Source organism: Stenotrophomonas sp. yr243, from assembly GCF_900184195.1.
Classification (GTDB): domain Bacteria; phylum Pseudomonadota; class Gammaproteobacteria; order Xanthomonadales; family Xanthomonadaceae; genus Stenotrophomonas; species Stenotrophomonas lactitubi.
The window spans coordinates 313,697-339,118 of sequence record NZ_FXWT01000003.1 but is presented as its reverse complement, the minus strand read 5'-3'; the positions used below and the strand labels follow the sequence as shown (position 1 = coordinate 339,118).

General features: G+C 64.8%; 18 protein-coding genes. 10 read left to right on the top strand and 8 right to left on the bottom strand.

What is annotated here, in order from left to right; all coding sequences use genetic code 11:
* Window positions 1–246: 246 nt before the first annotated feature.
* Window positions 247–5,223 carry an NAD-glutamate dehydrogenase domain-containing protein gene (locus QOL57_RS14275; RefSeq protein ID WP_089236116.1) on the bottom strand — a complete coding sequence of 1,659 codons (4,977 nt, stop codon included), beginning with the start codon at window positions 5,221–5,223 and terminating at the stop codon, window positions 247–249.
* 250 nt (window positions 5,224–5,473) lie between these two features.
* Here QOL57_RS14275 and QOL57_RS14270 point away from each other — a divergent pair, with 250 nt between their 5' ends.
* Genes QOL57_RS14270 through QOL57_RS14260 form a run of 3 tightly spaced genes read left to right on the top strand, consistent with a single transcriptional unit; the run spans window position 5,474 to window position 10,574 of the window.
* Entirely contained in the window at window positions 5,474–6,130 is a 657-nt protein-coding gene (locus tag QOL57_RS14270) for a TetR/AcrR family transcriptional regulator (RefSeq protein WP_025876846.1), read from the top strand.
* On the top strand, window positions 6,130–7,386 hold the full coding sequence (locus QOL57_RS14265; protein ID WP_089236117.1) for an efflux RND transporter periplasmic adaptor subunit: 1,257 nt from the start codon (window positions 6,130–6,132) through the stop codon (window positions 7,384–7,386). The genes QOL57_RS14270 and QOL57_RS14265 overlap by 1 nt, the downstream gene beginning before the upstream one ends.
* 14 nt (window positions 7,387–7,400) lie before the next feature.
* Window positions 7,401–10,574, top strand: a complete 3,174-nt coding sequence (locus QOL57_RS14260) for a multidrug efflux RND transporter permease subunit (protein ID WP_089236118.1) — start codon at window positions 7,401–7,403, stop codon at window positions 10,572–10,574.
* Between the two features lie 154 nt (window positions 10,575–10,728).
* On the opposite strand, the gene QOL57_RS14255 is transcribed toward QOL57_RS14260, so the two are convergent.
* Window positions 10,729–11,016, bottom strand: a complete 288-nt coding sequence (locus tag QOL57_RS14255; RefSeq protein WP_089236119.1) for a hypothetical protein — start codon at window positions 11,014–11,016, stop codon at window positions 10,729–10,731.
* Between the two features lie 153 nt (window positions 11,017–11,169).
* A complete protein-coding gene (locus QOL57_RS14250) occupies window positions 11,170–12,318 on the bottom strand; it encodes an acyl-CoA dehydrogenase family protein (RefSeq protein WP_089236120.1) in 1,149 nt (382 codons plus the stop codon).
* A gap of 163 nt (window positions 12,319–12,481) precedes the next feature.
* Here QOL57_RS14250 and QOL57_RS14245 point away from each other — a divergent pair, with 163 nt between their 5' ends.
* From QOL57_RS14245 to QOL57_RS14230, 4 genes are all read left to right on the top strand, one after another.
* Complete coding sequence (locus QOL57_RS14245; RefSeq protein ID WP_089236121.1) at window positions 12,482–13,411, top strand: metalloregulator ArsR/SmtB family transcription factor; 930 nt, start codon at window positions 12,482–12,484, stop codon at window positions 13,409–13,411.
* A 7-nt stretch (window positions 13,412–13,418) separates the two neighbouring features.
* On the top strand, window positions 13,419–14,513 hold the full coding sequence (locus QOL57_RS14240; protein ID WP_089236122.1) for a homocysteine S-methyltransferase family protein: 1,095 nt from the start codon (window positions 13,419–13,421) through the stop codon (window positions 14,511–14,513).
* A gap of 57 nt (window positions 14,514–14,570) precedes the next feature.
* Window positions 14,571–17,255 (top strand): methionine synthase, encoded by a 2,685-nt coding sequence (gene metH / locus QOL57_RS14235; RefSeq protein WP_089236123.1) that lies wholly within the window; start codon window positions 14,571–14,573, stop codon window positions 17,253–17,255.
* A gap of 232 nt (window positions 17,256–17,487) precedes the next feature.
* Window positions 17,488–18,465 (top strand): alpha/beta hydrolase, encoded by a 978-nt coding sequence (locus QOL57_RS14230; protein WP_089236124.1) that lies wholly within the window; start codon window positions 17,488–17,490, stop codon window positions 18,463–18,465.
* Between the two features lie 93 nt (window positions 18,466–18,558).
* On the opposite strand, the gene QOL57_RS14225 is transcribed toward QOL57_RS14230, so the two are convergent.
* From QOL57_RS14225 to QOL57_RS14205, 5 genes are all read right to left on the bottom strand, one after another.
* Window positions 18,559–19,242, bottom strand: a complete 684-nt coding sequence (locus tag QOL57_RS14225; RefSeq protein WP_089236125.1) for a DUF2058 family protein — start codon at window positions 19,240–19,242, stop codon at window positions 18,559–18,561.
* A gap of 10 nt (window positions 19,243–19,252) precedes the next feature.
* Window positions 19,253–19,492 (bottom strand): SlyX family protein, encoded by a 240-nt coding sequence (locus QOL57_RS14220; protein ID WP_025876828.1) that lies wholly within the window; start codon window positions 19,490–19,492, stop codon window positions 19,253–19,255.
* The gene (locus QOL57_RS14215) at window positions 19,485–20,834 is read right to left on the bottom strand and encodes a UDP-glucose/GDP-mannose dehydrogenase family protein (protein ID WP_089236126.1); all 1,350 of its coding nucleotides are present in this window, start codon (window positions 20,832–20,834) and stop codon (window positions 19,485–19,487) included. Before QOL57_RS14215 ends, QOL57_RS14220 begins: the two co-directional genes overlap by 8 nt.
* A 23-nt stretch (window positions 20,835–20,857) precedes the next feature.
* Complete coding sequence (locus QOL57_RS14210; RefSeq protein ID WP_089236127.1) at window positions 20,858–21,835, bottom strand: FKBP-type peptidyl-prolyl cis-trans isomerase; 978 nt, start codon at window positions 21,833–21,835, stop codon at window positions 20,858–20,860.
* 96 nt (window positions 21,836–21,931) lie between these two features.
* On the bottom strand, window positions 21,932–22,519 hold the full coding sequence (locus QOL57_RS14205) for a glutathione peroxidase (RefSeq protein ID WP_089236128.1): 588 nt from the start codon (window positions 22,517–22,519) through the stop codon (window positions 21,932–21,934).
* A 624-nt stretch (window positions 22,520–23,143) separates the two neighbouring features.
* On the opposite strand from QOL57_RS14205, the gene QOL57_RS14200 reads away from it, so the two are divergent.
* The 3 genes from QOL57_RS14200 to QOL57_RS14190 are packed head-to-tail and all read left to right on the top strand — an operon-like array spanning window position 23,144 to window position 25,415.
* On the top strand, window positions 23,144–23,503 hold the full coding sequence (locus tag QOL57_RS14200) for a GntR family transcriptional regulator (RefSeq protein ID WP_012511573.1): 360 nt from the start codon (window positions 23,144–23,146) through the stop codon (window positions 23,501–23,503).
* A complete protein-coding gene (locus QOL57_RS14195; protein WP_089236130.1) occupies window positions 23,503–24,393 on the top strand; it encodes an ABC transporter ATP-binding protein in 891 nt (296 codons plus the stop codon). The genes QOL57_RS14200 and QOL57_RS14195 overlap by 1 nt, the downstream gene beginning before the upstream one ends.
* Complete coding sequence (locus QOL57_RS14190; protein ID WP_089236131.1) at window positions 24,390–25,415, top strand: ABC-2 transporter permease; 1,026 nt, start codon at window positions 24,390–24,392, stop codon at window positions 25,413–25,415. Before QOL57_RS14195 ends, QOL57_RS14190 begins: the two co-directional genes overlap by 4 nt.
* Window positions 25,416–25,422: the final 7 nt, after the last annotated feature.

Here is a 25,422-nt window from a genome sequence, read left to right as displayed (position 1 = left end):
GATGGACCCCGCGTGGCAGATGACCGGCATATCCGCCGGGACACGCCGTAAACCCATCCATGGGGGCTCGATCGCGCCATCCATGGCGCTCACGGTCCCGGCGGATATGCCGGTCATCCACCTGGCAGATTCACGGCCGGCGTCGGGTCAGGTGGTCGCAAAGGTCAAGGGCAGAAACAGAACGGCCCCGCTTTCGCGGGGCCGTTCCGGTTCACGCATGCCAGGCATGGCCTGGCACTACATCACTTACGCGCCGTGGGCAGCGAGCTGACCCAGGCGCTGCACTGCGACCGAGACGGTCGGGTAGTCCAGGGTCTTCTGCTCGGCCAGTTCAGCCAGCATCGCCAGGGTGAAGCGCAGGCTGCTGTCGTCACGGCCGATCCACGCGGCCACCTTGGCTTCAGCGGTGCTGCCCTTGGTGGCCAGCACCTGGCCAGCCAGGCTGCGGTGGTGTGCGGCCAGTTCGTCGCGCAGCACGCCACGTGCCACCGCGTGCCAGCGGCCGTTGACCTCCAGCGCGTCGATCTGCTCGAACAGCCACGGCAGCTGCAGGGCGTCGCCCAGGCGGAAGTGGATCTTGGAGACATCCACCGGCTTCAGCTTGCGGGTACGGGCCAGTTCGATGATGTCGAACGCCGGCTCCAGGAAGTGCAGTTCGGCCAGCTGTTGTGCCAGTGCCGACGGCAGGCCCTTTTCCTTCCACTCGGCCACCAGGGCTTCGTAGGTCGGACGCTGCGAATCCGGCAGCACACCCGAAGCAACACGGATGTCGTTGAACGGACCCTGGTAGCGGTTGACCGCCTCGGTGATGCCCGGCATCGGGCCCGGGCGCGACAGCAGCCAGCGCACGAACGAGCGCTGCAGCTTCCAGATCACTTCCAGTGCATCGATCTGCACCGACTCCGGCAGGGTGCCGTCGAGGGCGTCGATCTGCGCCCACAGCGCGCGTGCATCCAGCGTTTCGCGGCTGATGGTGTAGGCCTTGGCGACCTCGGCAATGGAACGGCCGGTGTCTTCCTGCATGCGCATCAGGAAGGTGGCGCCCATGCGGTTGATGGTCTGGTTGGTCACGGCCGTGGCGATGATTTCGCGCTTCAGGCGGTGACGCTCCATCGCGTCGGCGTACTTCTTCTGCAGCGGGGTCGGGAAGTAGCGCTGCAGTTCCTTGGACAGGTACGGATCTTCCGGAATGTCCGAATCCAGCAGCTGGGCGAACGCCACCAGCTTGGAATAGGACAGCAGCACCGACAGTTCCGGACGGGTCAGGCCCTGGCCACGCGCCTTGCGCTGGGACAGCTCGGCATCGGACGGCAGGAACTCGATCTGGCGATCCAGCAGGCCCTGCTGTTCCAGCGTACGGATGAAGTGTTGCTTGGAACCCAGGCGCTTGACCGCCATCCGCTCCATCAGGCTCAGGGCCTGGTTCTGGCGGTAGTTGTCGTTGAGCACCAGCGCAGCGACTTCGTCGGTCATCGATGCCAGCAGCTTGTTGCGCTGCTCGACGGTCAGCTTCTTGGCCCGCACCACATCGTTGAGCAGGATCTTGATGTTGACTTCATGGTCGGAGGTATCCACACCGGCCGAGTTGTCGATGAAGTCGGTATTGAGCAGCACGCCAGCCTGGGCGGCTTCGATGCGGCCCAGCTGGGTCATGCCCAGGTTGCCGCCCTCGCCCACCACCTTGCAGCGCAGCTCGCCACCGTTGACGCGCAGGGCGTTGTTGGCGCGGTCGCCGACATCGCTGTGCTGCTCGCTGGCGGCCTTGACGTAGGTACCGATGCCGCCGTTCCACAGCAGATCGACCGGTGCCTTCAGGATCGCGCTCATCAGGTCATTCGGCGACAGCGCCTTGACGCTCTCGTCCAGGCCGAGCACCTCACGCACCTGCGGGGTGATCTCGATCGACTTCAGGCTGCGCGGATACACGCCGCCGCCCTTGCTGATCAGCTTGGCGTCGTAGTCCGCCCAGCTCGAACGCGGCACGGTGAACAGACGCTCACGTTCGACGAACGTGGTCGCTGCATCCGGGTTCGGGTCCAGGAAGATGTGGCGGTGATCGAACGCCGCCAGCAGGCGGATGTGGCGCGACAGCAGCATGCCGTTGCCGAACACGTCGCCGGACATGTCGCCGACGCCGACCGCGGTGAAGTCCTGGGTCTGGCTGTCACGGCCCAGTGCACGGAAGTGGCGTTTGACCGACTCCCATGCGCCGCGCGCGGTGATGCCCATGCCCTTGTGGTCGTAACCGACCGAACCGCCGGAGGCGAACGCATCGCCCATCCAGAAGCCATGCGCGATGGCCAGGCCGTTGGCGATGTCGGAGAAGGTCGCGGTGCCCTTGTCGGCAGCGACCACCAGGTACGGATCGTCCATGTCGTGGCGAACCACGTCCACCGGCGGCACGATCTTGTTGTTGACGATGTTGTCGGTGATGTCCAGCAGGCCCTGGATGAACAGCTTGTAGCAGGCCACGCCGTTGGCGAAGATCGCATCGCGATCGCCATTCACCGGCGGCATCTTGGCGAAGAAGCCACCCTTCGCGCCGACCGGCACGATGACGGTGTTCTTGACCATCTGTGCCTTGACCAGGCCCAGCACTTCAGTACGGAAGTCTTCGCGACGATCCGACCAGCGCAGGCCGCCACGGGCGACGGCACCGAAGCGCAGGTGGGTACCTTCCACGCGCGGGCCGTACACGAAGATTTCGCGGTACGGACGCGGCTTCGGCAAGTCCGGCACCAGGGCCGAATCGAACTTGAAGCTGATGACATGGCCGTGCTGGCCGTTGGCATCGGTCTGGTAGTAGCTGGTGCGCAGGGTCGCATCGATCACGCCCATGAAGGAACGCAGGATGCGGTCCTCGTCCAGGCTCGACACGCGGTCCATCAGCTTCAGCAGCGCTTCGCGCGCGGCCTGCATCTGCGCATTGCGGTCACCCTTGCGGGCGTCGACCACGGTCTTGAGCACCTTCAGGGTGGCCTCGTCGCCGGCAGCCAGCACATCGAGGTGGGCCTTCAGCTGGGCCTGGCCGGTGGCGATGTCTTCCTTGCTTTCATGACCGGTCGCCGGATCGAAGCGGGCTTCGAACAGTTCGACCAGCAGGCGTGCCAGCAGCGGGTAGCGGGTGAAGGTACCTTCGACGTACGCCTGCGAGAACGGCACGCCGGTCTGCAGCAGGTACTTGCAGTAGCCACGCAGCATGGCGACCTGGCGCCAGTGCAGGCCGGCAGCCAGCACCAGGCGGTTGAAGGCATCGTTCTCGGCATCGCCGTGCCAGACGCGGGCAAAGGTCTCACCGAAGGCTTCATCGACGCTCGCCGCGTCGATCGCACCGGCGGTCGATTCGACTTCGAAGTCCTGCACGTACACCGGTGCGTTATCCACCGACAGGCGGTACGGACGCTCGGCGATCACGCGCAGGCCCATGTTTTCCATCATCGGCAGCGCGTCCGACAGCGGGATGTCATCCAGCTGGCGGTACAGCTTCAGGCGCAGGCCATCACCGGATTCGCGCGGCACGGCCTGCAGGCTCAAACGCAGGTCATCCGGACCGGTCAGCGCATCGAGCTGGCTGACATCGTTGGCGGCAACGGCGGTGCTGTTGTCTTCGATGTAACCGGCCGGCAGCGCCTTGCCGATACGCGCAGCGATGCGCAGGCCTTCAGCTTCGCCGTGGCGGGTAACCAGCGCTTCGCGCAGATCGTCCTGCCAGTTGCGCAGCACTTGGGCCAGCTTCTGCTCCAGTTCGGCGGTATCCACGTCGAGCATTTCGCCCGGCTTCGGACGCACGATCAGGTGCACCTGGGCCAACGGCGATTCACCCAGCACCACCGAGCTGTCCACGTACTCACCGTGCAGTGCTTCCTTGAGCATCGCTTCGATGCGCAGGCGCACGTCGGTGTTGAAACGCTCGCGCGGCAGGTAGACCAGCGCGGAAATGAAACGGCTGTACTTGTCGCGACGCAGGAACAGGCGGCTGCGCACACGCTCCTGCAGGCCCAGCACGCCCATCGCGGTGCGGAACAGTTCGTCCTCGCTGGACTGGAACAGTTCTTCGCGCGGCAGGGTTTCCAGGATGTGGCGCAGGGCCTTGCCGCTATGGCTGGAGCCGGCCAGGCCGGACTGCTTCATCACGTGCTCGTAGCGCTGACGCACCAGCGGGATTTCCCACGGGCGACGGTTGTACGCGCTGGAGGTGAACAGGCCGAGGAAGCGCTGTTCGCCGATGATCTTGCCCTTGGCGTCGAATTCCAGCACGCCGATGTAGTCCATGTAGCCGGCGCGGTGCACGCGCGAACGGGCATTGGTCTTGGTCAGGATCAACGCGTCCTTCAGCCCGGACGTGGTGTTCAGGCCCTGGGCGGCCAGGGTCTTGACCGGACGTGCGGCCGACTTGTCCTTGCCGCGCATCAGGCCCAGGCCGGTGTCATTCAGCGGCGCCAGCACGTCTTCCTTGCCCTGCTTCTCGACGCGGTACTCGCGGTAGCCGAAGAAGGTGAAGTGGTTGTCGGCGGCCCAGCGCAGGAATTCCTGTGCTTCCTTGCGCGAGGCAGCGTCGACCGGCAGCTGGCGGCTGCCGAGGTCGTCGGCCAGCGCCAGCGCCTTGTCCTGCATCGGCTGCCAGTCGCGCACGATGGCGCGCACTTCATCAAGCGCCTTGTTGATGGCCTGCTCGATGTCTGCCATGGCTTCGGCCGGCTGGCGGTCGATCTCCAGCAGCATCACCGATTCCAGCTGGCCCTCGCCGACCTTGGTCAGCTTGCCGGTCTTGTCACGGGTGAAATGCAGCACCGGGTGGCCCAGCACATGCACGCCAACGCCGTGCTCGGCCAGCGACATGGTCACGGTGTCGACCAGGAACGGCATGTCATCGTTGATGATCTGCAGCACGGTGTGCGGCGATTCCCAACCATTGGCCTTCGCGGTCGGATTGAACACGCGGACATTGGCCTTGCCGGCCTTGCGGGCACGGGCGAATTCCAGCGTTTCGGCTGCGAGCGCGGCCCACTCCTCAGCGCTGTGGTGGGGGAACTCGTCCGCCTCCATGCGCTTGTAGAAATCGGCTGCGAATGCCACTGCCTCGGCCTGAGCGGCCGCGGGGTAACGCTTGCGCAAGGCCGTGTACACCGGCTCCAGGGAGAAACCAGCGGTCACTGCGACCTCCGACTCAACTGGTTTGCTTTTGTTTTTCACGGTCTTGGCTGCGGTTTTTTGCGGTTTCATGGCAGAGCGGCGCGCTTGCTCAGTTGGGAAAATGAAATTGTAGCCCTACCGCACGAAAAGGCCTTGCTGCAGGACGGAATAACCAGATTCGGGTTTGCTGCGGTTTAGACGCCCTATTCAGTTCGCACCGGTATGGGCATCGCGCTCGCACAGCGTTGCCGACAGGATCGGCAAAACGTGTTACCGGAAGACACATGCGGCAACATCGGCGCGATTCCACAATCCTGAACTGGACGGTATAGTCCACCGCGTGAATCCGGCCTACCTTCCTGTCGCCCTCGACGCGCGTGATGAGCGCGTGTTCGATGCCGTGCGCGAACTGCTTGCCCAACAGGGCATGCAGATGAGCATGGACGCGGTCGCCCAGCATGCTGGCTGCTCGAAGCAGACCCTGTACTCGCGCTACGGCAACAAGCAGGCCCTGCTGCGGCGGGTGATGCAGCGCCATGTCGGTCACGCGACCGGGGCCATGCTGCGTGCACTCCGCGGTGACGACCTGCGTGGCAGCCTGCTGCAGTTCGCCACCGACTTCCTGGAGCACTTCAACCAGCCCCACGTCGGCCAGGCCTGCCGCCTGATCGCCGCCGATGCAGCACAGTTTCCCGAAGAGGCGCGTACGCTGTACCGGCATGGCGCCGGCGCGCTGACGCTTCATCTTGCTGAATGGATTGAAACCGTTTGCAGTCGTGGTCTGCTGCGGCATGACGACCCGCACTTCATGGCCGAACTGCTGCTGAGCATGATCGCCGGTCAGGATTTCGACAAACAGCGCTTCCATACCCCCCATCGTGATGACGCAGCGTTGCGTCGGCGCTGGGCAGAGTTCTCCGTCGATGGCTTCCTGCGCGCGTTCGCGCCGCAGCCCTCGCCGGCCCCGTCTTCAAACCAACCCCGGAGTTCCTCCTGATGACCGCCCCACTCCGCACCCTTGCCTTGACGTGCGCCGTTGCTGTCGCCGTAGCTGCCTGCAAGAAGCCGGAACAGCCGACGCCCCCACCGCCGGAGGTGGGCGTGATCGACGCCAAGCCGCAGACCCTGCCGCTGCAGCGCGAGCTGGTCGGTCGCCTGTCGCCATTCCGCAGCGCCGATGTGCGCGCACGCGTACCAGGCGTGCTGCTCAAGCGCGTCTATCAGGAAGGCAGCGAGGTCAAGCAGGGCCAGACCCTGTTCCTGATCGATCCGGCACCGCTGCGTGCCTCGCTCAGCGCCTCCGAAGCCCAGCTGGCTTCGGCACGCGCGACCTACGCCAACGCCAAGGTCGCCGCTGACCGCGCCCGTTCGCTGGCACCGCAGAAGTTCGTCTCCAAGGCCGACCTGGACAACGCCGAGTCGGCCGAGCGCACCGCGCTGGCCGCGGTCAAGCAGGCCGAAGCCTCGGTGACCAGCAGCCGCATCAGCCTGGGCTATACCAACGTCACCGCCCCGATCAGCGGCGTGGCCAACAAGCAGCAGGTCACCGAGGGCGCGCTGGTCGGCCAGGGCGATGTGACCCTGCTGACCACCGTGGACCAGCTCGACCCGCTGTACGTGAACTTCTCGCTGAGCGTGGATGAACTGACCCAGCTGCGTGCGCAGCAGGCCAAGGGCACGCTGGCCCTGTCCGGCGACGGCAAGGCCACGGTCAACGTCAAGCTGGCCGATGGCAGCACCTACAGCGAGCCGGGCACGCTGGACTTCTCCTCGACCACGGTCGACCCGGCTACCGGCGCGGTGTCGCTGCGCGCGGTGCTGCCGAACCCGCAGAAGATCCTGCTGCCGGGTGCCTTCGTCAGCTTCCAGGCCAACCTGGGCGAGCGCAACAACGCCTACCTGGTGCCGCAGCAGGCGCTGCTGCGCGACACCACCGGCGGCTATGTGATGGTGGTCGGCGCCGACGGCAAGGTCGTCCGCAAGAACGTCAAGACCGACGGCGCGCAGAACGGCAACTGGCTGGTCAGCGAAGGCCTGGCTGCCGGTGACAAGGTGGTCGTCGCCGGCGTGCAGAAGGTCAAGGAAGGTACGCCGGCCACGGCCAAGCCGTGGACCCCGGGCCAGGACGCCAGCGGCAAGCCCGCCGCCGGCGCTGCTGCTCCGGGCGCGGCTGCCACGGCTCCGGCCGACGCCAAGGCACCGGCCAAGGCTGACCAGGCCGAGCCGGCCGCCACCGAATCGAACAAGCAGTAACGGGACCTTCCGTCATGCCTAAATTTTTCATCGAACATCCAGTCTTCGCCTGGGTGGTGGCGATCCTGATCTCGCTCAGCGGCGTGATCGCGATCCTCAACCTCGGCGTGGAGTCCTACCCCAACATCGCCCCGCCGCAGGTGACCGTCTCGGCCACCTACCCGGGCGCGAGCGCGGACACCACGGAGAAGTCGGTCACCCAGGTGATCGAGCAGCAGCTGACCGGTATCGATCACCTGCTGTACTTCAGCTCCTCGTCTGCGTCCAACGGCCGCGCCTCGATCACCCTGACCTTCGAGACCGGTACCGATCCGGACATCGCCCAGGTGCAGGTGCAGAACAAGGTCTCGTTGGCCACGCCGCGACTGCCTTCGGAAGTCACCCAGCAGGGCGTGGTGGTGGCCAAGGCCAACGCCGGCTTCCTGATGGTGGTGGCCCTGCAGTCCGATACGCCGACCATCAACCGTGACGCGCTGAACGACATCGTCGGCTCGCGCGTGCTCGACCAGGTCTCGCGCATCCCCGGCGTCGGCAGCACCCAGCAGTTCGGCTCCGAGTACGCCATGAACATCTGGCTCAACCCGGAAAAGATGCAGGGCTATGGCCTGTCGGCCAGCCAGGTACTGGCGGCGGTACGCGCGCAGAACGTGCAGTTTGCCGCCGGTGCGCTGGGCTCCGACCCGTCGCCAGAGGGCCAGCACTTCACCGCCACGGTATCGGCCGAAGGCCGCTTCAGCTCGCCGCAGGAGTTCGAGAACATCATCCTGCGGGCCAACGCTGATGGCTCGCGCGTACTGCTGAAGGACATCGCCCGCGTTGCCTTCGGTGCCAACAACTACGGCTTCGATACCCAGTACAACGGCAAGCCCACCGGCGCCTTCGCGATCCAGCTGCTGCCGGGCGCCAACGCCCTGAACGTGGCCGAGGCCGTGCGCGGCAAGATGGATGAGCTGCAACCCAGCTTCCCGTCCGGCGTCACCTGGTTCTCGCCGTACGACAGCACCACCTTCGTCAAGATCTCGATCCAGGAAGTGGTCAAGACCCTGTTCGAAGCCGTGTTGCTGGTGTTCCTGGTGATGCTGATCTTCCTGCAGAACTTCCGCGCCACCCTGATCCCGACGCTGGTCATCCCGGTGGCGCTGCTGGGTACGTTCCTGGGCATGTGGATGATCGGCTTCACGATCAACCAGCTGACCCTGTTCGCGATGGTGCTGGCGATCGGCATCGTGGTCGATGACGCGATCGTGGTGATCGAGAACGTCGAACGCATCATGACCGAGGAAGGCCTGGCGCCGAAGCCGGCCACGCAGAAGGCGATGACCCAGATCACCGGCGCGGTGGTGGCCATCACCGTCGTACTGGCGGCGGTGTTCATCCCCTCGGCCCTGCAGGGCGGTGCGGCCGGTGAGATCTACAAACAGTTCGCCCTGACCATCGCCATCTCGATGGCGTTCTCGGCATTCCTGGCACTGGGCTTCACCCCGGCGCTGTGCGCGACGTTCCTCAAGCCGACGCACAACGACAACCCGAACATCATCTACCGCACCTTCAACAAGTACTACGACAAGATCAGCCACACCTACGTGGGCCACATCACCTCCGCGGTGCGCCATGCACCGCGCTGGATGATCCTGTTCGTGGTGCTGACCGCGCTGTGCGGCTTCCTGTTCACCCGCATGCCGGGCAGCTTCCTGCCTGAAGAAGACCAGGGCTATGCACTGGCGATCGTGCAGTTGCCGCCGGGCTCGACCAAGAGCCAGACCAACGAAGCGTTCGCACAGATGCGCGGCATCCTGGAAAAGCAGGATGGCTATGAAGGCATGCTGCAGGTGGCCGGCTTCAGCTTCGTCGGTTCCGGCGAGAACGTGGGCATGGGCTTCATCCGCCTGAAGCCGTGGGAAGAGCGCAAGTTCACTGCTCCGGAATTCATCCAGAACATGAACGGCGCGTTCTACGGCATCAAGGAAGCACAGATCTTCGTGGTCAACCTGCCGACCGTGCAGGGCCTTGGCCAGTTCGGTGGCTTCGACATGTGGCTGCAGGACCGTAGTGGTGCCGGTTACGAGCAGCTGACCCAGGCCCGCAACATCCTGCTGGGCCAGGCCGCGCAGAAGCCGGACCATCTGGTCGGTGTGCGCCCGAACGGCCTGGAAAACGCCCCGCAGCTGCAGCTGCACGTGGACCGCGTGCAGGCGCAGTCGATGGGCATGTCGGTGTCGGACGTGTACAGCACCATCCAGCTCATGCTGGCCCCGGTGTACGTCAACGACTTCTTCTACGAAGGCCGCATCAAGCGCGTGACCATGCAGGCCGATGGTCCGTACCGCACCGGCCAGGAATCGCTGAAGAGCTTCTACAGCCCGTCCAGCCTGACCACCAATGCCGATGGCACCAACGCGATGATCCCGTTGAGCACGGTGGTCAAGTCCGAATGGGTCTCGGCACCGCCGTCGCTGAGCCGCTACAACGGCTACTCGGCGATCAACATCGTCGGTTCGCAGGCACCGGGCACCAGCTCGGGTGAAGCGATGCAGACCATGGAAGGCATCGTCAACGACGACCTGCCGGCGGGCTTCGGCTACGACTGGTCCGGCCTGTCCTACCAGGAAATCCTGGCCGGCAACGCCGCGACGCTGCTGCTGGTGCTGTCCATCGTGGTGGTGTTCCTGTGCCTGGCCGCGCTGTATGAAAGCTGGTCGATCCCGGTGGCGGTGCTGCTGGTGGTACCGCTGGGCGTACTGGGCGCGCTCGCCCTGTCGATGATGCGTGGCCTGCCGAACGATCTGTTCTTCAAGATCGGCCTGATCACGGTGATCGGCCTGGCCGCGAAGAACGCGATCCTGATCGTGGAGTTCGCGGTGGAGCAGCGTGCGGCGGGCAAGACCCTGCGCGATGCCACCATCGAAGCGGCGCGCCTGCGGTTCCGCCCGATCCTGATGACGTCCTTCGCGTTCATCATGGGCGTCATCCCGATGGCGATCTCCAGCGGTGCCGGCGCCAACTCGCGTCACGCCATCGGTACCGGCGTGATCGGCGGCATGCTGTTCGCCACCCTACTCGGCCTGCTGATGATCCCGGTGTTCTTCGTGGTCGTGCGCCGCATGCTGGGCGACAAGCTGGATGAACCGTCGAAGGAATTCCTCGGCCGCCAGCGTGATGCGGAAAGCGCCCACCGCCCGGATCGTTGATCCGGCGGTGAGTTGAAACAAGAAAGGCCCCGGAGCGATCCGGGGCCTTTTTCGTTGCTGCTTTTGAATCCATGCCAACCAAGGTTGACATCTACCAAAGCAGCGGCATGCCCGGTAGCCGCCAACCTTGGTTGGCGCTCTCCAAGGCGACGTGTCAGCGCAGCAAGGCGGTCACCACGCACACAGCCACGAGAATCAGCGCAGCCCACTGCATCGGCACGAAGAAGAAATGATGGGGTGCGGCCTCACCCTTCTGCCGGGGCACACGGTTCAGCCACAGGCCCAGCAGCACGTTCACTGCCGCACCGATGCCACCGCCCAGCAGCACCTGCTGCAGCGGAATGTTGCCCTTGGGGCCGTCGTGCGGGAAGAAGTACGCCAGCAACAGGATGCCTGCGATCGGCGTCACCAACGTCATGAAGCCCCAGCCGCGGTAGATCATGCGGTATCTCCAGAAAAACGAAAAAACGATACGCATTAGAGCAGCAGGAATTCTGGGACGCCAGAGGCGGGTACGCCATCTGGGCAGAACACCATCCACGCATGGCGTGGATCTACTGCCGCGCCGCCATTGCAGCGGCGCGGCGGAGGAAAATCAACGCAGCCCGGTCTCGTTGCGGGCGATCACCAGGCGCTGGATCTCCGAGGTGCCTTCGTAGATCTCGGTGATCTTGGCATCACGGAAGTAGCGCTCCAGCGGCATTTCCTTGGAATAGCCCATGCCGCCATGGATCTGCACGGCCTGGTGGGTGATCCACATCGCCGCTTCCGAAGCGGTCAGCTTGGCGATGGCGGCCTCGTTGCTGAAGCGCTTGCCCTCGCCCTTCACCCATGCCGCACGCAGGGTCAGCAGCAGCGCCGCGTCCAGCTTGCACTTCATGTCGGCGATCTTCGCCTGGGTCATCTGGAAGGTACCGATGGCCGCACCGAAGGCCTTGCGATCCTTCACGTACTCCAGGGTCGCTTCATAGGCGGCACGGGCGATACCGATCGCCTGCGAGGCGATGCCGATGCGGCCGGCGTCGAGCACGCCCATGGCGATCTTGAAGCCCTCGCCTTCCAGGCCCAGCACGTCTTCCGGCTGCGCCACATAATCGTTGAACTCGATCTCGCAGGTAGCCGAGGCACGGATGCCCAGCTTCGGTTCGGTCTTGCCGCGGCCGAAACCGGCCTTGTCGGTGTCTACCATGAAGGCGGTGATGCCACGCGCGCCCTTGTCCGGCTCGCTCATCGCGAACAGCACGATGTACTTGGCCACCGGGCCGGAGGTGATCCAGCTCTTCTTGCCATTGATGACATAGCTGCCATCGGCCTGTTTGATCGCACGGCAACGCATCGCCGTGGCGTCCGAGCCCGACTGCGGCTCGGTCAGTGCGAATGCACCGATGGCCTCACCCTCGGCGATGGCACGCACGTATTTCTGCTTCTGCGCTTCACTGCCATGGGTCAGGATGCCGTTGCAGAACAGCGAATTGTTGACCGACATGATGGTCGAATGCGCAGCATCACCGGCGGCGACCTCCACCATCGCCAGCACGTACGCGATCGGGTCCATGCCTGCGCCGCCATACTCGGCCGGCACTTCGATGCCCATCAGGCCGTTCTCGCCCAGCAGGCGGATGTTGTCCAGCGGGAACTCGCCCGTACGGTCATGGTGCTCCGCACTCGGGGCGATCTTCTCCTGCGCGATGCGACGCGCCACGTCCTGCAGCATCAACTGCTCTTCGGTAAAGCTGAAATCCACAACACCCTCCCGGGTACATGATGTTATGGGCCGCGCAGCGCGCGCCCAGGTACCCCGATTGTACCGGGGCCGGGCATCGGCAGCTGACTTGCGGGGAGTTGCGACTTGACCGGAAGGGATGCGGTCAGCGAATATATCTCTATATCGCGATAGGTAGATATTTATGGATCTGGAAGACTGGTCGACCCGCCTGAAGGTGTTCGCCGATGCCACCCGTGTGCGCCTGCTGGCGCTGCTGGAGCAGGAAGAGCTGACCGTGGCCGAGCTTTCGGCCATCACCCGGCTGGCGCAGCCGCGGGTGTCCACTCATCTGGCGCGCCTGAAGGAAGCCGGCCTGGTGCGCGATCGCCGCGCGGGCGTGTCGGCCTATTACCGCTTCGACGAGGCCCAGCTGGACCCGGCGCAGCGTGCATTGTGGCACGCCCTGAGCAACGGAAGCGACGACCCGTTGCTGCGCCAGGATGCTGAACGGGTCGCTGCGGTGCTCGCCCACCGCGCTTCCGACCAGAACTGGGCCGACAGCGTGGCCGGCGACATGGAGCGCCACTACTCTCCGGGCCGCACCTGGGAAGCGCTGGCGCGTACCGCGCTGCCGTTGCTGGAAACCGGCGACGTGCTGGATATCGCCTCCGGCGACGGTGTGCTGGCCGAACTGGTTGCCCCGCACGCCAGGCGTTACGTGTGCATCGACACCAGCGCACGCGTGGTGGCTGCCGCCAGCGAACGCCTGCGTCGCCTGCCCAATGTGGAAGTGCGCGAGGGCGACATGCATGCGCTGCCCTTCAAGGACCGAAGCTTCGACCTGGTCGTGCTGATGCACGCGCTGACATACGCCAGCAAGCCTGCGCAGGCCGTCACCGAGGCCGCACGCGTGCTGCGCCCGGGCGGTCGCCTGCTGCTGTGCAGCTTGGCCCGCCACGAGCACAAGGCCGCGGTCGATGCCTATGGCCACGTCAACCTCGGTTTCAGCGACAAGGAACTGAAGAAGTTCGTCGACAAGGCCGGCCTGCAGGTCTCCAACCTGGAAACGGTCACCCGCGAAAAGCGCCCGCCGCATTTCGAAGTGATCTCGCTGATCGCCAACAAGCCCTGAGGTCGACATGTCCGCCCTGCCCTGGCTGCACCCGGAACGCGTGGAATCGCTGCTCGCCGCGCTGCGTGATCGCATCCTGATCATCGACGGCGCGATGGGCACGATGATCCAGCGACACGGCCTGCAGGAAGACGATTACCGGGGCGAGCGCTTCGCCGGCGGCTACGACCATGCCCATGGCCCTGGCTGCGACCATGGCGCAACACCGGAAGGCCACGACCTGAAAGGCAACAACGACCTGTTGCTGCTGACCCGGCCGGAGGTCATCGCCGGCATCCACACCGCGTACCTGGAAGCGGGCGCGGACCTGGTGGAAACCAACACCTTCAACGCCACCTCGGTCAGCCAGGCCGACTATCACCTCGAACACCTGGTGTACGAGCTGAACAAGGCGGGCGCTGCCGTCGCCCGTGCCTGTTGTGACGCGGTGGCGGCGACCACGCCGGGCAAGCCACGCTTCGTCATCGGTGTACTCGGCCCGACCAGCCGCACCGCCTCGATCAGCCCGGACGTCAACGATCCCGGTTTCCGCAACACCAGTTTCGACGAACTGCGCGGCACTTACCGCGAAGCCATCGATGGCCTGATCGATGGTGGCGCCGACACGATCATGGTCGAGACCATCTTCGATACGCTCAACGCCAAGGCCGCGTTGTACGCCATCGAGGAGGCCTTCGATGCGCGTGGCGCGCGGCTGCCGATCATGATTTCCGGCACCATCACCGATGCCTCCGGGCGAACCCTGTCCGGGCAGACCGCCGAGGCTTTCCAGGCATCACTCGCGCATGCACGACCGTTGTCGATCGGCCTGAACTGCGCGCTCGGCGCCGATGCCATGCGCCCGCATGTGGAAACCCTGTCGCAGGTGTCGGACTGCTACGTCAGTGCCCATCCCAATGCGGGCCTGCCCAATGCATTCGGCGAGTACGACGAAACACCCGAGGAAATGGCGGCCACCCTGCGCGGCTTTGCCGAAGATGGCCTGCTGAACCTGGTCGGTGGCTGCTGCGGCTCCACCCCGGACCATATCCGCGCGATCGCGCTTGCGGTAGCCGGGCTGCCGCCGCGCGCCCTGCCGGCCGCCCAGGTCCAGGCCGCATGAGCAGCACTGCCATCGCCATCCACCTTCCGCCCTGTTGCCGTTGAGCCGCCGCCTGCCATGACGCCTGTCCGCCCTACCCGCCTGTCCGGCCTGGAACCGCTGGTCATCACCCCGGACCTGCTGTTCGTCAATGTCGGCGAACGCACCAATGTCACCGGCAGCGCGCAGTTCCGCAAGCTCATCAAGGAAGGCCGTTACGAGGAAGCGGTGGACGTCGCGCGCCAGCAGGTGGCCAGCGGCGCGCAGATCCTCGACGTCAACATGGACGAGGGCCTGATCGATTCGGAAGCGGCGATGACCCGCTACCTCAACCTGATCATGTCCGAGCCGGACATCGCGCGAATTCCGGTGATGGTCGACTCTTCCAAATGGAGCGTGATCGAGGCGGGACTGAAGTGCCTGCAGGGCAAGAGCGTGGTCAATTCGATCTCGCTGAAGGAAGGCGAGGAGTTGTTCCGCGAGCATGCGCGCAAAGTACTGCGCTATGGCGCCGCCGCGGTGGTGATGGCCTTCGATGAGGCCGGGCAGGCCGACACCTGCGCGCGCAAGGTCGAAATCTGCACCCGCGCCTATCGCCTGCTGGTCGATGACATCGGCTTCCCGCCGCAGGACATCATCTTCGACCCGAACATCTTCGCCGTCGCCACCGGCATCGAAGAGCATGACAACTACGCGGTCGACTTCATCGAAGCCACCCGCATCATCAAGCAGACGCTGCCGCACTGCCATGTGTCCGGCGGCGTGTCCAACGTTTCGTTCTCGTTCCGTGGCAACGAGACCGTGCGCCAGGCGATCCACTCGGTGTTCCTGTACCACGCGATCGCCGCGGGCATGGACATGGGCATCGTCAACGCCGGCGCCATGCCGATCTACGACGAACTGGAACCGGACCTGCGCGAGCGGGTGGAGGACGTGATCCTCAACCGCCGCCGTGATGCCACCGAGCGCCTGCTTGAAATCGCCGAACGCTACAAGGGCAGCAAGGGCGCGGCGAAGACCGAAGACCTGGCCTGGCGCGAGAAACCAGTGGACGCACGCTTGGCGCATGCGCTGGTGCACGGCCTGGACGCGTGGGTGGAAGCCGATACCGAAGAAGCCCGGCAGCGCTCCAACCGTCCGCTGGACGTGATCGAAGGCCCGCTGATGGATGGCATGAACGTGGTCGGCGACCTGTTCGGTGCCGGCAAGATGTTCCTGCCGCAGGTGGTGAAGTCGGCCCGGGTGATGAAGAAAGCGGTAGCCTACCTGCTGCCCTACATCGAAGCCGAAAAGGCACGCAGCGGCGACACCGCCCGCAGCAACGGCAGGATCATCATGGCCACGGTGAAGGGCGATGTGCACGACATCGGCAAGAACATCGTCGGCGTGGTCCTGGCCTGCAACAACTTCGAGGTGATCGATCTCGGCGTGATGGTACCGGCGCAGAAGATCCTCGACGCCGCCCGCGAACACCAGGCCGACATCATCGGCCTGTCCGGCCTGATCACGCCGTCGCTGGAAGAAATGAGCCATGTCGCCCGTGAAATGCAGCGACAAGGCTTCGATCTGCCACTGATGATCGGCGGCGCGACCACCTCGCGTGCACACACCGCGTTGAAGATAGACCCGCATTACAAAGCGCCCACGGTCTGGGTGAAGGATGCCTCGCGCGCCGTCGGCGTGGCGCAGTCGCTGATCTCGCGCGAGCTGCGGGATGCGTTCGTCGCCGTCAACGAGGCGGACTATGCCGAGATCCGTACCCGCCATCGCAACCGCGGCGACGCCAAGCGCCTGGTCTCGCTGGAGCATGCACGCGGCCAGAAGTTCCAGGGCGACTGGGAGGCGTACACGCCTCCCGCACCGAAGCAGCCGGGTCTGCATGTATTCGATGATTACCCGCTGGCCGAGCTGGTGCCCTACATCGACTGGACGCCGTTCTTCCAGGCGTGGGAGCTGGCCGGCAAGTACCCGGCGATCCTCACCGATGAGATCGTCGGCACCCAGGCCAGCGAGCTGTACCAGGACGCGCGCGCGATGCTCGACCGCATCGTCAACGAGAAGTGGCTGCAGGCCAAGGCCGTGTTCGGCCTGTGGCCCGCGAACAGCATCGGCGACGACGTCCGTGTGCAGCATCCCGATGGTGAAGCCACCCTGCACTTCCTGCGGCAACAGGTGGACAAGCCTGCCGAACGCCCGGATTTCTGCCTTGCCGATTTCATCGCCCCGGCCGACAGCGGCAAGCAGGACTGGATCGGCGCTTTCGCAGTCACCGCAGGCATCGGTATCGACGCGCACGTGGCCCGTTTCGAGGCCGACCACGACGACTACAACGCGATCCTGCTGAAGGCGCTCGCCGACCGCCTTGCCGAAGCACTGGCCGAACGCCTGCACCAGCGCGTACGCACCGGATTCTGGGGCTACGACCACGCCGAAACACTCGACAACGAAGCGCTGATCGACGAAAAGTATCGCGGCATCCGCCCCGCGCCCGGCTACCCCGCCTGCCCCGAGCACAGCGAAAAACGCCGATTGTTCGACCTTCTGGGCGCAGAAACCAACGCCGACATGCAGCTGACCGAGAGCTTCGCGATGCTGCCGACCGCGGCAGTGTCGGGCTATTACTTCAGCCACCCGCAGAGCCAGTATTTCGTGGTCGGCCGTCTCGGTCGCGAGCAGGTGGCTGACTACGCACGCCGCAAGGGCGTGGAGCGCGCCCAGGCCGAACGTTGGCTGGCGTCCAACCTCGACTACGATCCGGAATGATGTCGCCGAGTCCGATACGTCGCGCTCGGCGACCATCTGACGCATTCCACTAGTCCAGTGCGAAGCGGCGCTATCGCGACGAGGTGCATCCATCGCTCGTTGAAAGGCATTTGCGACGATTACTGACGTGTGCAGCCAGTATTCCTGAACGCGCTTACTTCAGCACCGCCAGATCGGCTCCATACGAGAGCACGCTGTTTCATCCTGCCCGCTCCCTCGGAGTGGATCCCTCATGCGACTCTTCCTGCTTCTGCTCACACTGTTGGCGTCCGCATCTGCGGCAGCCGCGCCGCCTCCAGCGGCCTGGCCATCGAAGACCTTCTATCGCAGCGTCGATGTTGATGGGCATCGCACCTTCTACCGGGAGGCCGGCGAGCGCTCACGGCCCACCCTGCTTCTGCTGCACGGCTATCCATCGTCGTCGCATACGTATCGCGAACTCATCCCTCTCCTGTCCGGCCACTACCACGTGGTCGCACCAGACTACCTTGGCTCCGGCCTGACAGACCATCCAGACCCTAGCGACGAAAACTACACCTTCGAGCGCCTGGCACGACACATCGCGGCGTTCACCGACGCAGTGGGATTGCAACGCTACAGCCTCTACATGCAGGATTTCGGCGCACCGGTCGGCTTCCGCCTCATGCAGTTGCAGCCCGAACGATTGCAGGCGCTGGTGGCGCAGAACGCCAATGCCTATTTGGACGGCCTCACACCAGCACGGCTGCGCTTCTTCGAACAGGCACACCGTGACGCCTCCCCCGGCACCCTCCTGCAACTGCACGGCCTGACCTCCGCTGAAGGCGTGATCAACCTGCAGTACCTGCGGGACGTGAAAGATCGCCCGGAGAAGATCAGCCCCGATGCATGGCAACACGATCTCAGCGGCCTGGCCAGCCAGGCCCAGCAACTGGCGCAGGTGCAACTCTTCCAGGACTACTGGACCAACATAGAGGCCTACCCGGAATGGCAGGCCTTCCTGCGTACGCACCAACCCCCTGCCCTGGTGCTATGGGGCAAGCACGACCCTGCGTTCATCGCCGCCGGTGCGCTGGCGTATCGCCGCGATCTCCCCGATGCCGACATCAGTCTGATCGATGCGGGACACTTCGCCGTTGAGGAGCACGCCGTACTGATCGGGCAGCAGATCGTCGCCTTCCTCGGGCGGCTGGAGCAGCAGGGGCAACTATCGCCGGACTCCACTCCCTGAGCACGCTGCATCCTGCACTGCGTGCGGAACAGCACTGCACCAAACAGCGACGCCGGGCATTGCCCGGCGTCGCTGTTGTGAATTTCCAGAGCCTTACCAGACCAGGTCGTCGGGCACCTGGTACTGCGGGTCGGCATAAGGATCGTCCTCGGCCGGCGCATTCGGATCGACCTTCAACGCCACCGAAGCCGCAAACACTGCTTCAGACTGGGCCAGAACGTCGGCTGTCACCAGCAGGTAGCGACCGTTGAGCTGGACCACGCCCAGCTCACCGGCGTTGAGTGCCTTGAGCTGCTCGGCGGTGACGTAGATGCGCTTGATCTTGCCGCCGTACGGGAAGTGGCGCGCGATATCGGCCGCCTCAGCATTCAGGCTCTTGTCCTTCAGCAGTTCTTCCAGCTTCACCTTGGCCTCGCGGCGCTGGCGTGCTTCTTCCTGCTTCAGACGCTCGGTCTCGATACGCTCTTCCTTCTCGCGCTGGGCACGGATCGCGTAGGCCTTGGCCAGATCCATTTCCTCGGCGGTACGCGGTTTGCGCGGCCCCTGCCCGTGGCCTTGGCCACGCTGCTGACCAGGCTTGCCCGGGCCGCCACTGCCATGCGCCCGCCGCTCGCCGGGCTTGTGTTCGCCCTTGCCTGCGTGCTGCGGCTTTCCATTGCCAACGCCACCCTTGCCCTGCGGGCGGCCATCACGGCGGGGGCCATCATTCTTGCGCTCGGGCTTGGGCGCGGGCTTGAAGCCCAGGCCCATCAGCTGGTCGCGGAGGGTATCGCTCATAGGATATGGATCAGTAGTGCGGCGGCGGCGGTTCGCTCGCCGGATCAGAAGAATTCAATGCATTGCGAACCTTGCCCAGGTCCTCCAGCAGCACGCGCAGGATGCCGGCATTGCGGCTGCCTTCCATACGCGCGTCTGCAAGTGCATCGCTCAGTTCGGCCAGCGCGTGTTCCTGGAAGGACACGCGCATCTCCAGCTCGACCAGGCGCGCTTCCAGCGCCTGCTCGCGTTCGGTCGGTACTTCAGACATGCAGCGAACGCCCCCGGCCAATGCCGTAATACGCAAGGCCGGCGGCCTCGACTTCGGCCGGCTCGTACAGATTGCGGCCATCGAACACCACCGCATCCTTCAGCCGCTCGCGCAGCATCTGGAAATCGGGACTGCGGAACTGCTTCCACTCGGTCACCACGACCAACGCATCGGCGCCCTGCAGCGCGTCGTCGGCGCTGTCACAGAACACCAGATCGTCGCGCTCGCCAAAGATCCGCTGCGATTCATGCATCGCCTCCGGATCGTACGCGCGTACTGTCGCACCGCCTTCCCACAACTGGGCCAGCAGGCGGCGGCTGGAAGCCTCGCGCATGTCGTCGGTGTTCGGCTTGAACGCCAGGCCCCACACGGCAAACGTCCTGCCGCGCACACCTTCGTCTTCGCCCTTGTCGTAGTGCCGCTGGATCAGGGCGAACAGGTGCCCCTTCTGCGATTCATTGACCGCCTCCACCGCGCTCAGCAGCTTCGGCTCCAGGCCGGCCTGCTGCGCGGTGCGGGCCAGTGCCTGCACATCCTTGGGGAAACAGGAACCGCCGTAACCCGCACCCGGATAGATGAAGTGCCAGCCGATGCGCGGGTCCGAACCGATGCCCTGGCGGACCTGCTCGACGTCGGCGCCGACACGCTCGGCGATGTTGGCGATTTCATTCATGAACGAAATCTTGGTCGCCAGCATTGCATTGGCGGCGTACTTGGTCAGCTCGGCCGAACGCACGTCCATCTCCACCACGCGATCGTGGTTGCGATTGAACGGTGCGTACAGGCGACGCATCACGGCGACCGACTCGGCGCTGGTGGCACCGATGATGATGCGGTCAGGCCGCATGCAGTCGGCAACGGCGTCGCCTTCCTTCAGGAATTCAGGGTTGGACACCACATCGAAGGCGATATCCGCGCCACGTGCTGCCAGTTCCTCGGCGATGGCCGCACGCACCTTGTCGGCGGTGCCTACCGGCACCGTCGACTTGTTGACCACCAAGGTCGGCACCGAGATGTACCGGCCGATGGTGCGGGCCACGGCGAGCACGTACTGCAGGTCCGCGCTGCCATCCTCGTCCGGCGGCGTGCCCACGGCGATGAACACCACCTGGCCATGGCCGATGGCGGTCGCAGCGTCGGTGGTGAACACCAGCCGCGACGCGGCATGGTTGGCCTTCACCATCGGCTCCAGGCCGGGCTCGTAGATCGGGATGATGCCCCGGTTGAGGCCATCCACCTTGGCCTGGTCGATGTCGACACAGACCACCTGGTGGCCAACATCGGCCAGGCAGGTGCCGGTCACCAGACCTACATAACCGGTACCAAAAATCGCAACGCGCATATCCGTGCTGACTCCGTGGTGGCTTACGGCAGGACGCCCAGCAACTCGACGTCGAAGGTCAGGGTGGCGTTCGGACCGATCGGACCACCCGGGGTGCCGTTCTCGCCGTATGCCAGTTCACCCGGAATCCAGAAGCGGTACTTCGAGCCAACCGGCATCAGAGCCAGGCCCTCGGTCCAGCCCTTGATGACCTGGTCCAGGCCGAACTCGGTCGGACCACGGCCCGCGGAACTGTCGAACACGGTGCCGTTGAGCAGCTTGCCTTCGTAGTTCACGCGCACCTTGCTGGACGGCAACGGACGCTCGCCGCTGCCCGGACGGATCACCTGGTACTGCAGGCCCGACGGGGTGGTCACCACGCCCGGCTGGGTCTTGTTCTTGTCCAGGAACGCGTTGCCTTCCTGACGGTTGGTCTGCGCGGCCTGTGCGGCCTTGGCCTGCATTTCGGCCTGCTTGGCGCCCATGAACGCCTGGATGGTGGCAGTGGCGTCGGCTTCGGTCATCTTCGGCTGGCCCTTGCTCAGGCCAGTGTTGATCGCGTCAAACAGCGAGGCGGTATCGATATCGTCCTTCAGCTGTGCCAGCGACGGACCCACCGAATAGGCGCCGATCATCTGTGCGACCTTGACCCGGTCGACCTTCGCCGGCTGCGAGCCCGGCGCGACACCCGGTACCTGCTGGCCGCTGCGGGCCATCACTACCTGGCGCAGGGCGGCATCGGTCGCCTTGGCCTGTTCCTGGGTGATCTGCGGCTGCAGGCCTTCGAAGGAACGTTCAACGGCAGTGCGCAGTGCGGCCGCATCGATTTCATCGGCGATCGGCGCGAACGACTTGGCCACATCCAGACCAATGGCGTAGCCGAGCTTCTGCTTGGGGGAATTCAAGGGTGCGGTCTCCTTGGCGGCCGGGGAAGCGGCCGGTTGTTGCGACAGGGCGACACCGGAGGTGCCCATCGCCAGAATCAGAACCGACGCCGCGGCGCCGCGCATTCCCATTTTCATTCGCTGCATTCCTGGAAGTGACTGGACGCCGACGTCGGCGCGAAAACACGTATTGTCGCACGCATGCCGTCGATGTCGAGGCATCCGTGCCGTCATTCAATGTACAGCCGGTGCCGCAAGCGCCTTGTCGATGGCCGCTTTCAGCTGCGGATCATCCGGGGTGACCTTGCTGGCGAACTGGGCAATGACCTGGCCATCGCGCCCGACCAGATACTTGTGGAAATTCCAGGCGGGCGCCACACCGGTGGCGGCGGTCAAGCGCTGATACAGCGGCGTGGCCTGCGCACCGGTCACGTGCACCTTTTCGAACATCGGGAACTTCACACCATAAGTAAGTGTGCAGAAATCCTGGATCTGCTTCTCGTCACCGGGCTCCTGCCCCTTGAAATCGTTGGAGGGGAAGCCGAGTACCGCAAATCCCTTGCCGGCGTACTGCTTCTGCAGCGCTTCCAGACCTTCGTACTGTGGGGTATAGCCGCACTTGCTTGCCGTATTGACCACCAGCAGCACCTGGCCGTGGTAACGCTGCTGCAGATTGACCTGCTGCTTGCCCGCCAGCGGCCGATACGACAGATCCAGCAGATCGGCGGCAAACGCACCAGCCGAAGTGGCCAGGCCTGCGGCCAGCAGGGTCAACAGGGACAGGCCGCGAAGGCGGCGGGAGGAGGCAGTCGACAAGGGCATGGGAGACGTTCCGCGGTAGCCGTTCCAGGGGTCCGGCCGTAGCCGGCCGGGAATCGGCCGAACTATAGCACCGGGGTCTGCACCCCCTCTGGAGCACACACCCTGTTGCGCTTTGCACGGCGTGGCGGAAGTCGCTGGCAGCGCGCCCCAGCCCTCGGCTGATGACATAGCATGGACATGGCTGAATGGGAGGCTGGCCAAAAGCAGCCCTCCGAGATTTCACTTTCCCAATTAGAATCAAATGGTTGAATGATTATTTCGGTGCCATTACCACCCCTGCCATCAGTTGGGTAGGGGCAGGACTTGCACATAGGCGTGCCGGTGTTATAGTTGCATACAACACCAGTCACCTGAGACAGGGGGAACCATGAACACCCGGATGCGTCGCAGCCTCACCGCCCCCGCGGTCACCACGGTATCAACCCTGTTCGTCCTGGTCTGGCTGGCCATGCCGGCACCCCCGGCCGCTTCCTCCCCCGCCCTCTCCGAAGACAGTACGCAGGATGCAGCAGTGCCCCCGGCAGGGAATGCCGCTCCCTCCCCCTCCCCCCCGCGTCGGCTGCACAGCTCCCTGTCCATGCCGTATTTCTCGTTCGCACAGCCGCTGACCCCACGGAGCTGAATATGAGCGACATCCAGTGGAGCGACGGCGCTCCCATCTACCGCCAGCTGAAGGAACGCGTGATCGCGATGATGCTTGACGGAATCCTCAAGCCGGGCGATGCCCTTCCTTCGGTGCGCCAGGTAGCCGCCGATTACCAGCTCAACCCCATCACCGTTTCGCGCGCCTACCAGGAGCTGGCCGATGAAGGCCTGGTCGAGAAGCGCCGCGGGCTGGGCATGTTCATGACCGAACAGGCGGCCACGCAGCTGCGCAGCAGCGAGCGCGAACGCTTCCTCAATGAAGAATGGCCGGCCGTGCTGGAACGCATCCAGCGACTGGGCCTGAGTCTCGACGAATTGTTGCCCCAGGGGAAATTCTGATGAATGCCAGTCCCACTACCGCTGTACCAAGCGACGCTGTCATTACCGCCCGTGGCCTTCGCAAGGCTTACAAGAACACGCTCGCGCTCGACAACGCCAGCTTCTCCATCCCGGCAGGCCGCATCATCGGCCTGATCGGCCCCAATGGTGCCGGCAAGACCACCGCGCTGAAGGCGGTACTCGGACTGACCTCGGTGGAAGGCGAGCTGAGCGTGCTCGGCCGTGACCCGCGTGCGCACCGCGACGACCTGATGAACGACATCTGCTTCATCGCCGATGTCGCCGTGCTGCCGCGCTGGCTGAAGGTGCGTGAGGCGATCGACTTCGTCGCCGGCGTGCACCCCCGCTTCGACCGCGCCCGTTGCGAACGCTTCCTGGCCAATACCAAGCTGCAGCCGAAGCAGCGCGTGCGTGAACTGTCCAAGGGCATGATCGTGCAGCTGCACCTGGCCCTGGTGATGGCCATCGACGCCAAGGTGCTGGTGCTGGACGAACCCACGCTCGGCCTGGACATCCTGTACCGCAAGGAGTTCTACCAGCGCCTGCTGGAAGACTACTTCGACGAGCAGAAGACCATCATCGTCACCACCCACCAGGTGGAGGAAATCGAGCACATCCTCACCGACGTGATGTTCATCCGCGACGGCCGCATCGTGCTCAATGCGGAAATGGACGAGGTCGGCGAGCGCTATACCGAGCTGCTGGTCGGCGCCGATCAGCTCGAAACCGCCCGCGCACTGAAGCCCATCGACGAGCGCAGCCAGGCCTTCGGCAAAACCGTCCTGCTGTTCGACGGGGTGCCACGCAGCCAGCTGGCCAGCCTGGGTGAAACCCGCAACGCCGGCCTTGCCGATCTGTTCGTCGCTGTCATGAAGGGGACCTACGCATGAATGCCGTCAACCATCCTGTCAGCCCTGCAGGCACCCTGCGCTGGCTGCTCAAGCGCGAATACTGGGAAAACCGCGGCGGTTTCCTGTATGCCCCGGTGATCGCCGGCATCGTCTCGCTGCTGATGAGCAGCATCGGCATCGGCCTGGGCCTGTTCGCCCTGCATCGGGCCGCGCGCGACGGCGGCCTGCACATCGACGGCGAGGACGTGAACATCAACGGCCTGGATCTGGGCCTGCTGACCCGCCAGATCAGCGCCAAGGACATGGCTGACCTGGGCAACGGCCTGGACCTGACCCTCATCCTGAGCTCGACCTGGCCATTCCTGGTACTGGCCTTCGTGGTGTTCTTCTACTGCCTGGGTGCGCTGTACGACGATCGCCGCGACCGCAGCATCCTGTTCTGGAAGTCGCTGCCGCTGTCAGATACCCAGACCGTACTGTCCAAGGTGCTCAGCGCACTGATCGTGGCCCCGCTGGTAGCCACTCTGGCTGCCATCGTCACCATGTTCGGCTTCCTGCTGATCATCAGCCTGGTCGCGTTGACCCATGGCGGCAGCCCTACCACCCTGATCTGGGGGCCGGCCAGCCCGCTCACCCTGGGCGCCGGCCTGCTCGCCGCCATCCCCGTCTATGCGTTGTGGGCGCTGCCCACTGCCGGCTGGCTGCTGCTCTGCTCGGCCTGGGCCAAGAGCAAGCCGTTCCTGTGGGCGGTGATGCTGCCCCTGTTCGCCGGCATCATCGTCAGCACCACCAAGTTGATGCACCTGTTCGACATGAGCACCGGCTGGTTCTGGCAGCACATCGTCGGCCGCCTGCTGCTGGGCACCGTTCCAGGCGTGGATCTGCTGTACCGCCTTGGCGCCAGCGACGAACACAAGAGCCTGGATTCGATCGTCTCGTTGATGAATCCTGCCCAGCAGCTGAAGTCGCTGGCGATGCCTGACCTGTGGATCGGCGCGGCCTTCGGCGTGGTCTTCATCTTCATCGCCATCCGCCTGCGCAAGCGCGCTGGCGAAATCTGATCTTCAA

Coding starts and splice junctions, on each gene's coding strand:
- QOL57_RS14275 (WP_089236116.1), bottom strand. CDS start 5,223: ATGAAACCGCAAAAAACCGCAGCCAAGACCGTGAAAAACAAAAGCAAA.
- QOL57_RS14220 (WP_025876828.1), bottom strand. CDS start 19,492: ATGTCTGAAGTACCGACCGAACGCGAGCAGGCGCTGGAAGCGCGCCTG.
- QOL57_RS14190 (WP_089236131.1), top strand. CDS start 24,390: ATGAATGCCGTCAACCATCCTGTCAGCCCTGCAGGCACCCTGCGCTGG.
- QOL57_RS14200 (WP_012511573.1), top strand. CDS start 23,144: ATGAGCGACATCCAGTGGAGCGACGGCGCTCCCATCTACCGCCAGCTG.
- QOL57_RS14210 (WP_089236127.1), bottom strand. CDS start 21,835: ATGAAAATGGGAATGCGCGGCGCCGCGGCGTCGGTTCTGATTCTGGCG.
- QOL57_RS14225 (WP_089236125.1), bottom strand. CDS start 19,242: ATGAGCGATACCCTCCGCGACCAGCTGATGGGCCTGGGCTTCAAGCCC.
- metH (WP_089236123.1), top strand. CDS start 14,571: ATGACGCCTGTCCGCCCTACCCGCCTGTCCGGCCTGGAACCGCTGGTC.
- QOL57_RS14230 (WP_089236124.1), top strand. CDS start 17,488: ATGCGACTCTTCCTGCTTCTGCTCACACTGTTGGCGTCCGCATCTGCG.
- QOL57_RS14205 (WP_089236128.1), bottom strand. CDS start 22,519: ATGCCCTTGTCGACTGCCTCCTCCCGCCGCCTTCGCGGCCTGTCCCTG.
- QOL57_RS14255 (WP_089236119.1), bottom strand. CDS start 11,016: ATGATCTACCGCGGCTGGGGCTTCATGACGTTGGTGACGCCGATCGCA.
- QOL57_RS14260 (WP_089236118.1), top strand. CDS start 7,401: ATGCCTAAATTTTTCATCGAACATCCAGTCTTCGCCTGGGTGGTGGCG.
- QOL57_RS14215 (WP_089236126.1), bottom strand. CDS start 20,834: ATGCGCGTTGCGATTTTTGGTACCGGTTATGTAGGTCTGGTGACCGGC.
- QOL57_RS14195 (WP_089236130.1), top strand. CDS start 23,503: ATGAATGCCAGTCCCACTACCGCTGTACCAAGCGACGCTGTCATTACC.
- QOL57_RS14240 (WP_089236122.1), top strand. CDS start 13,419: ATGTCCGCCCTGCCCTGGCTGCACCCGGAACGCGTGGAATCGCTGCTC.
- QOL57_RS14265 (WP_089236117.1), top strand. CDS start 6,130: ATGACCGCCCCACTCCGCACCCTTGCCTTGACGTGCGCCGTTGCTGTC.
- QOL57_RS14245 (WP_089236121.1), top strand. CDS start 12,482: ATGGATCTGGAAGACTGGTCGACCCGCCTGAAGGTGTTCGCCGATGCC.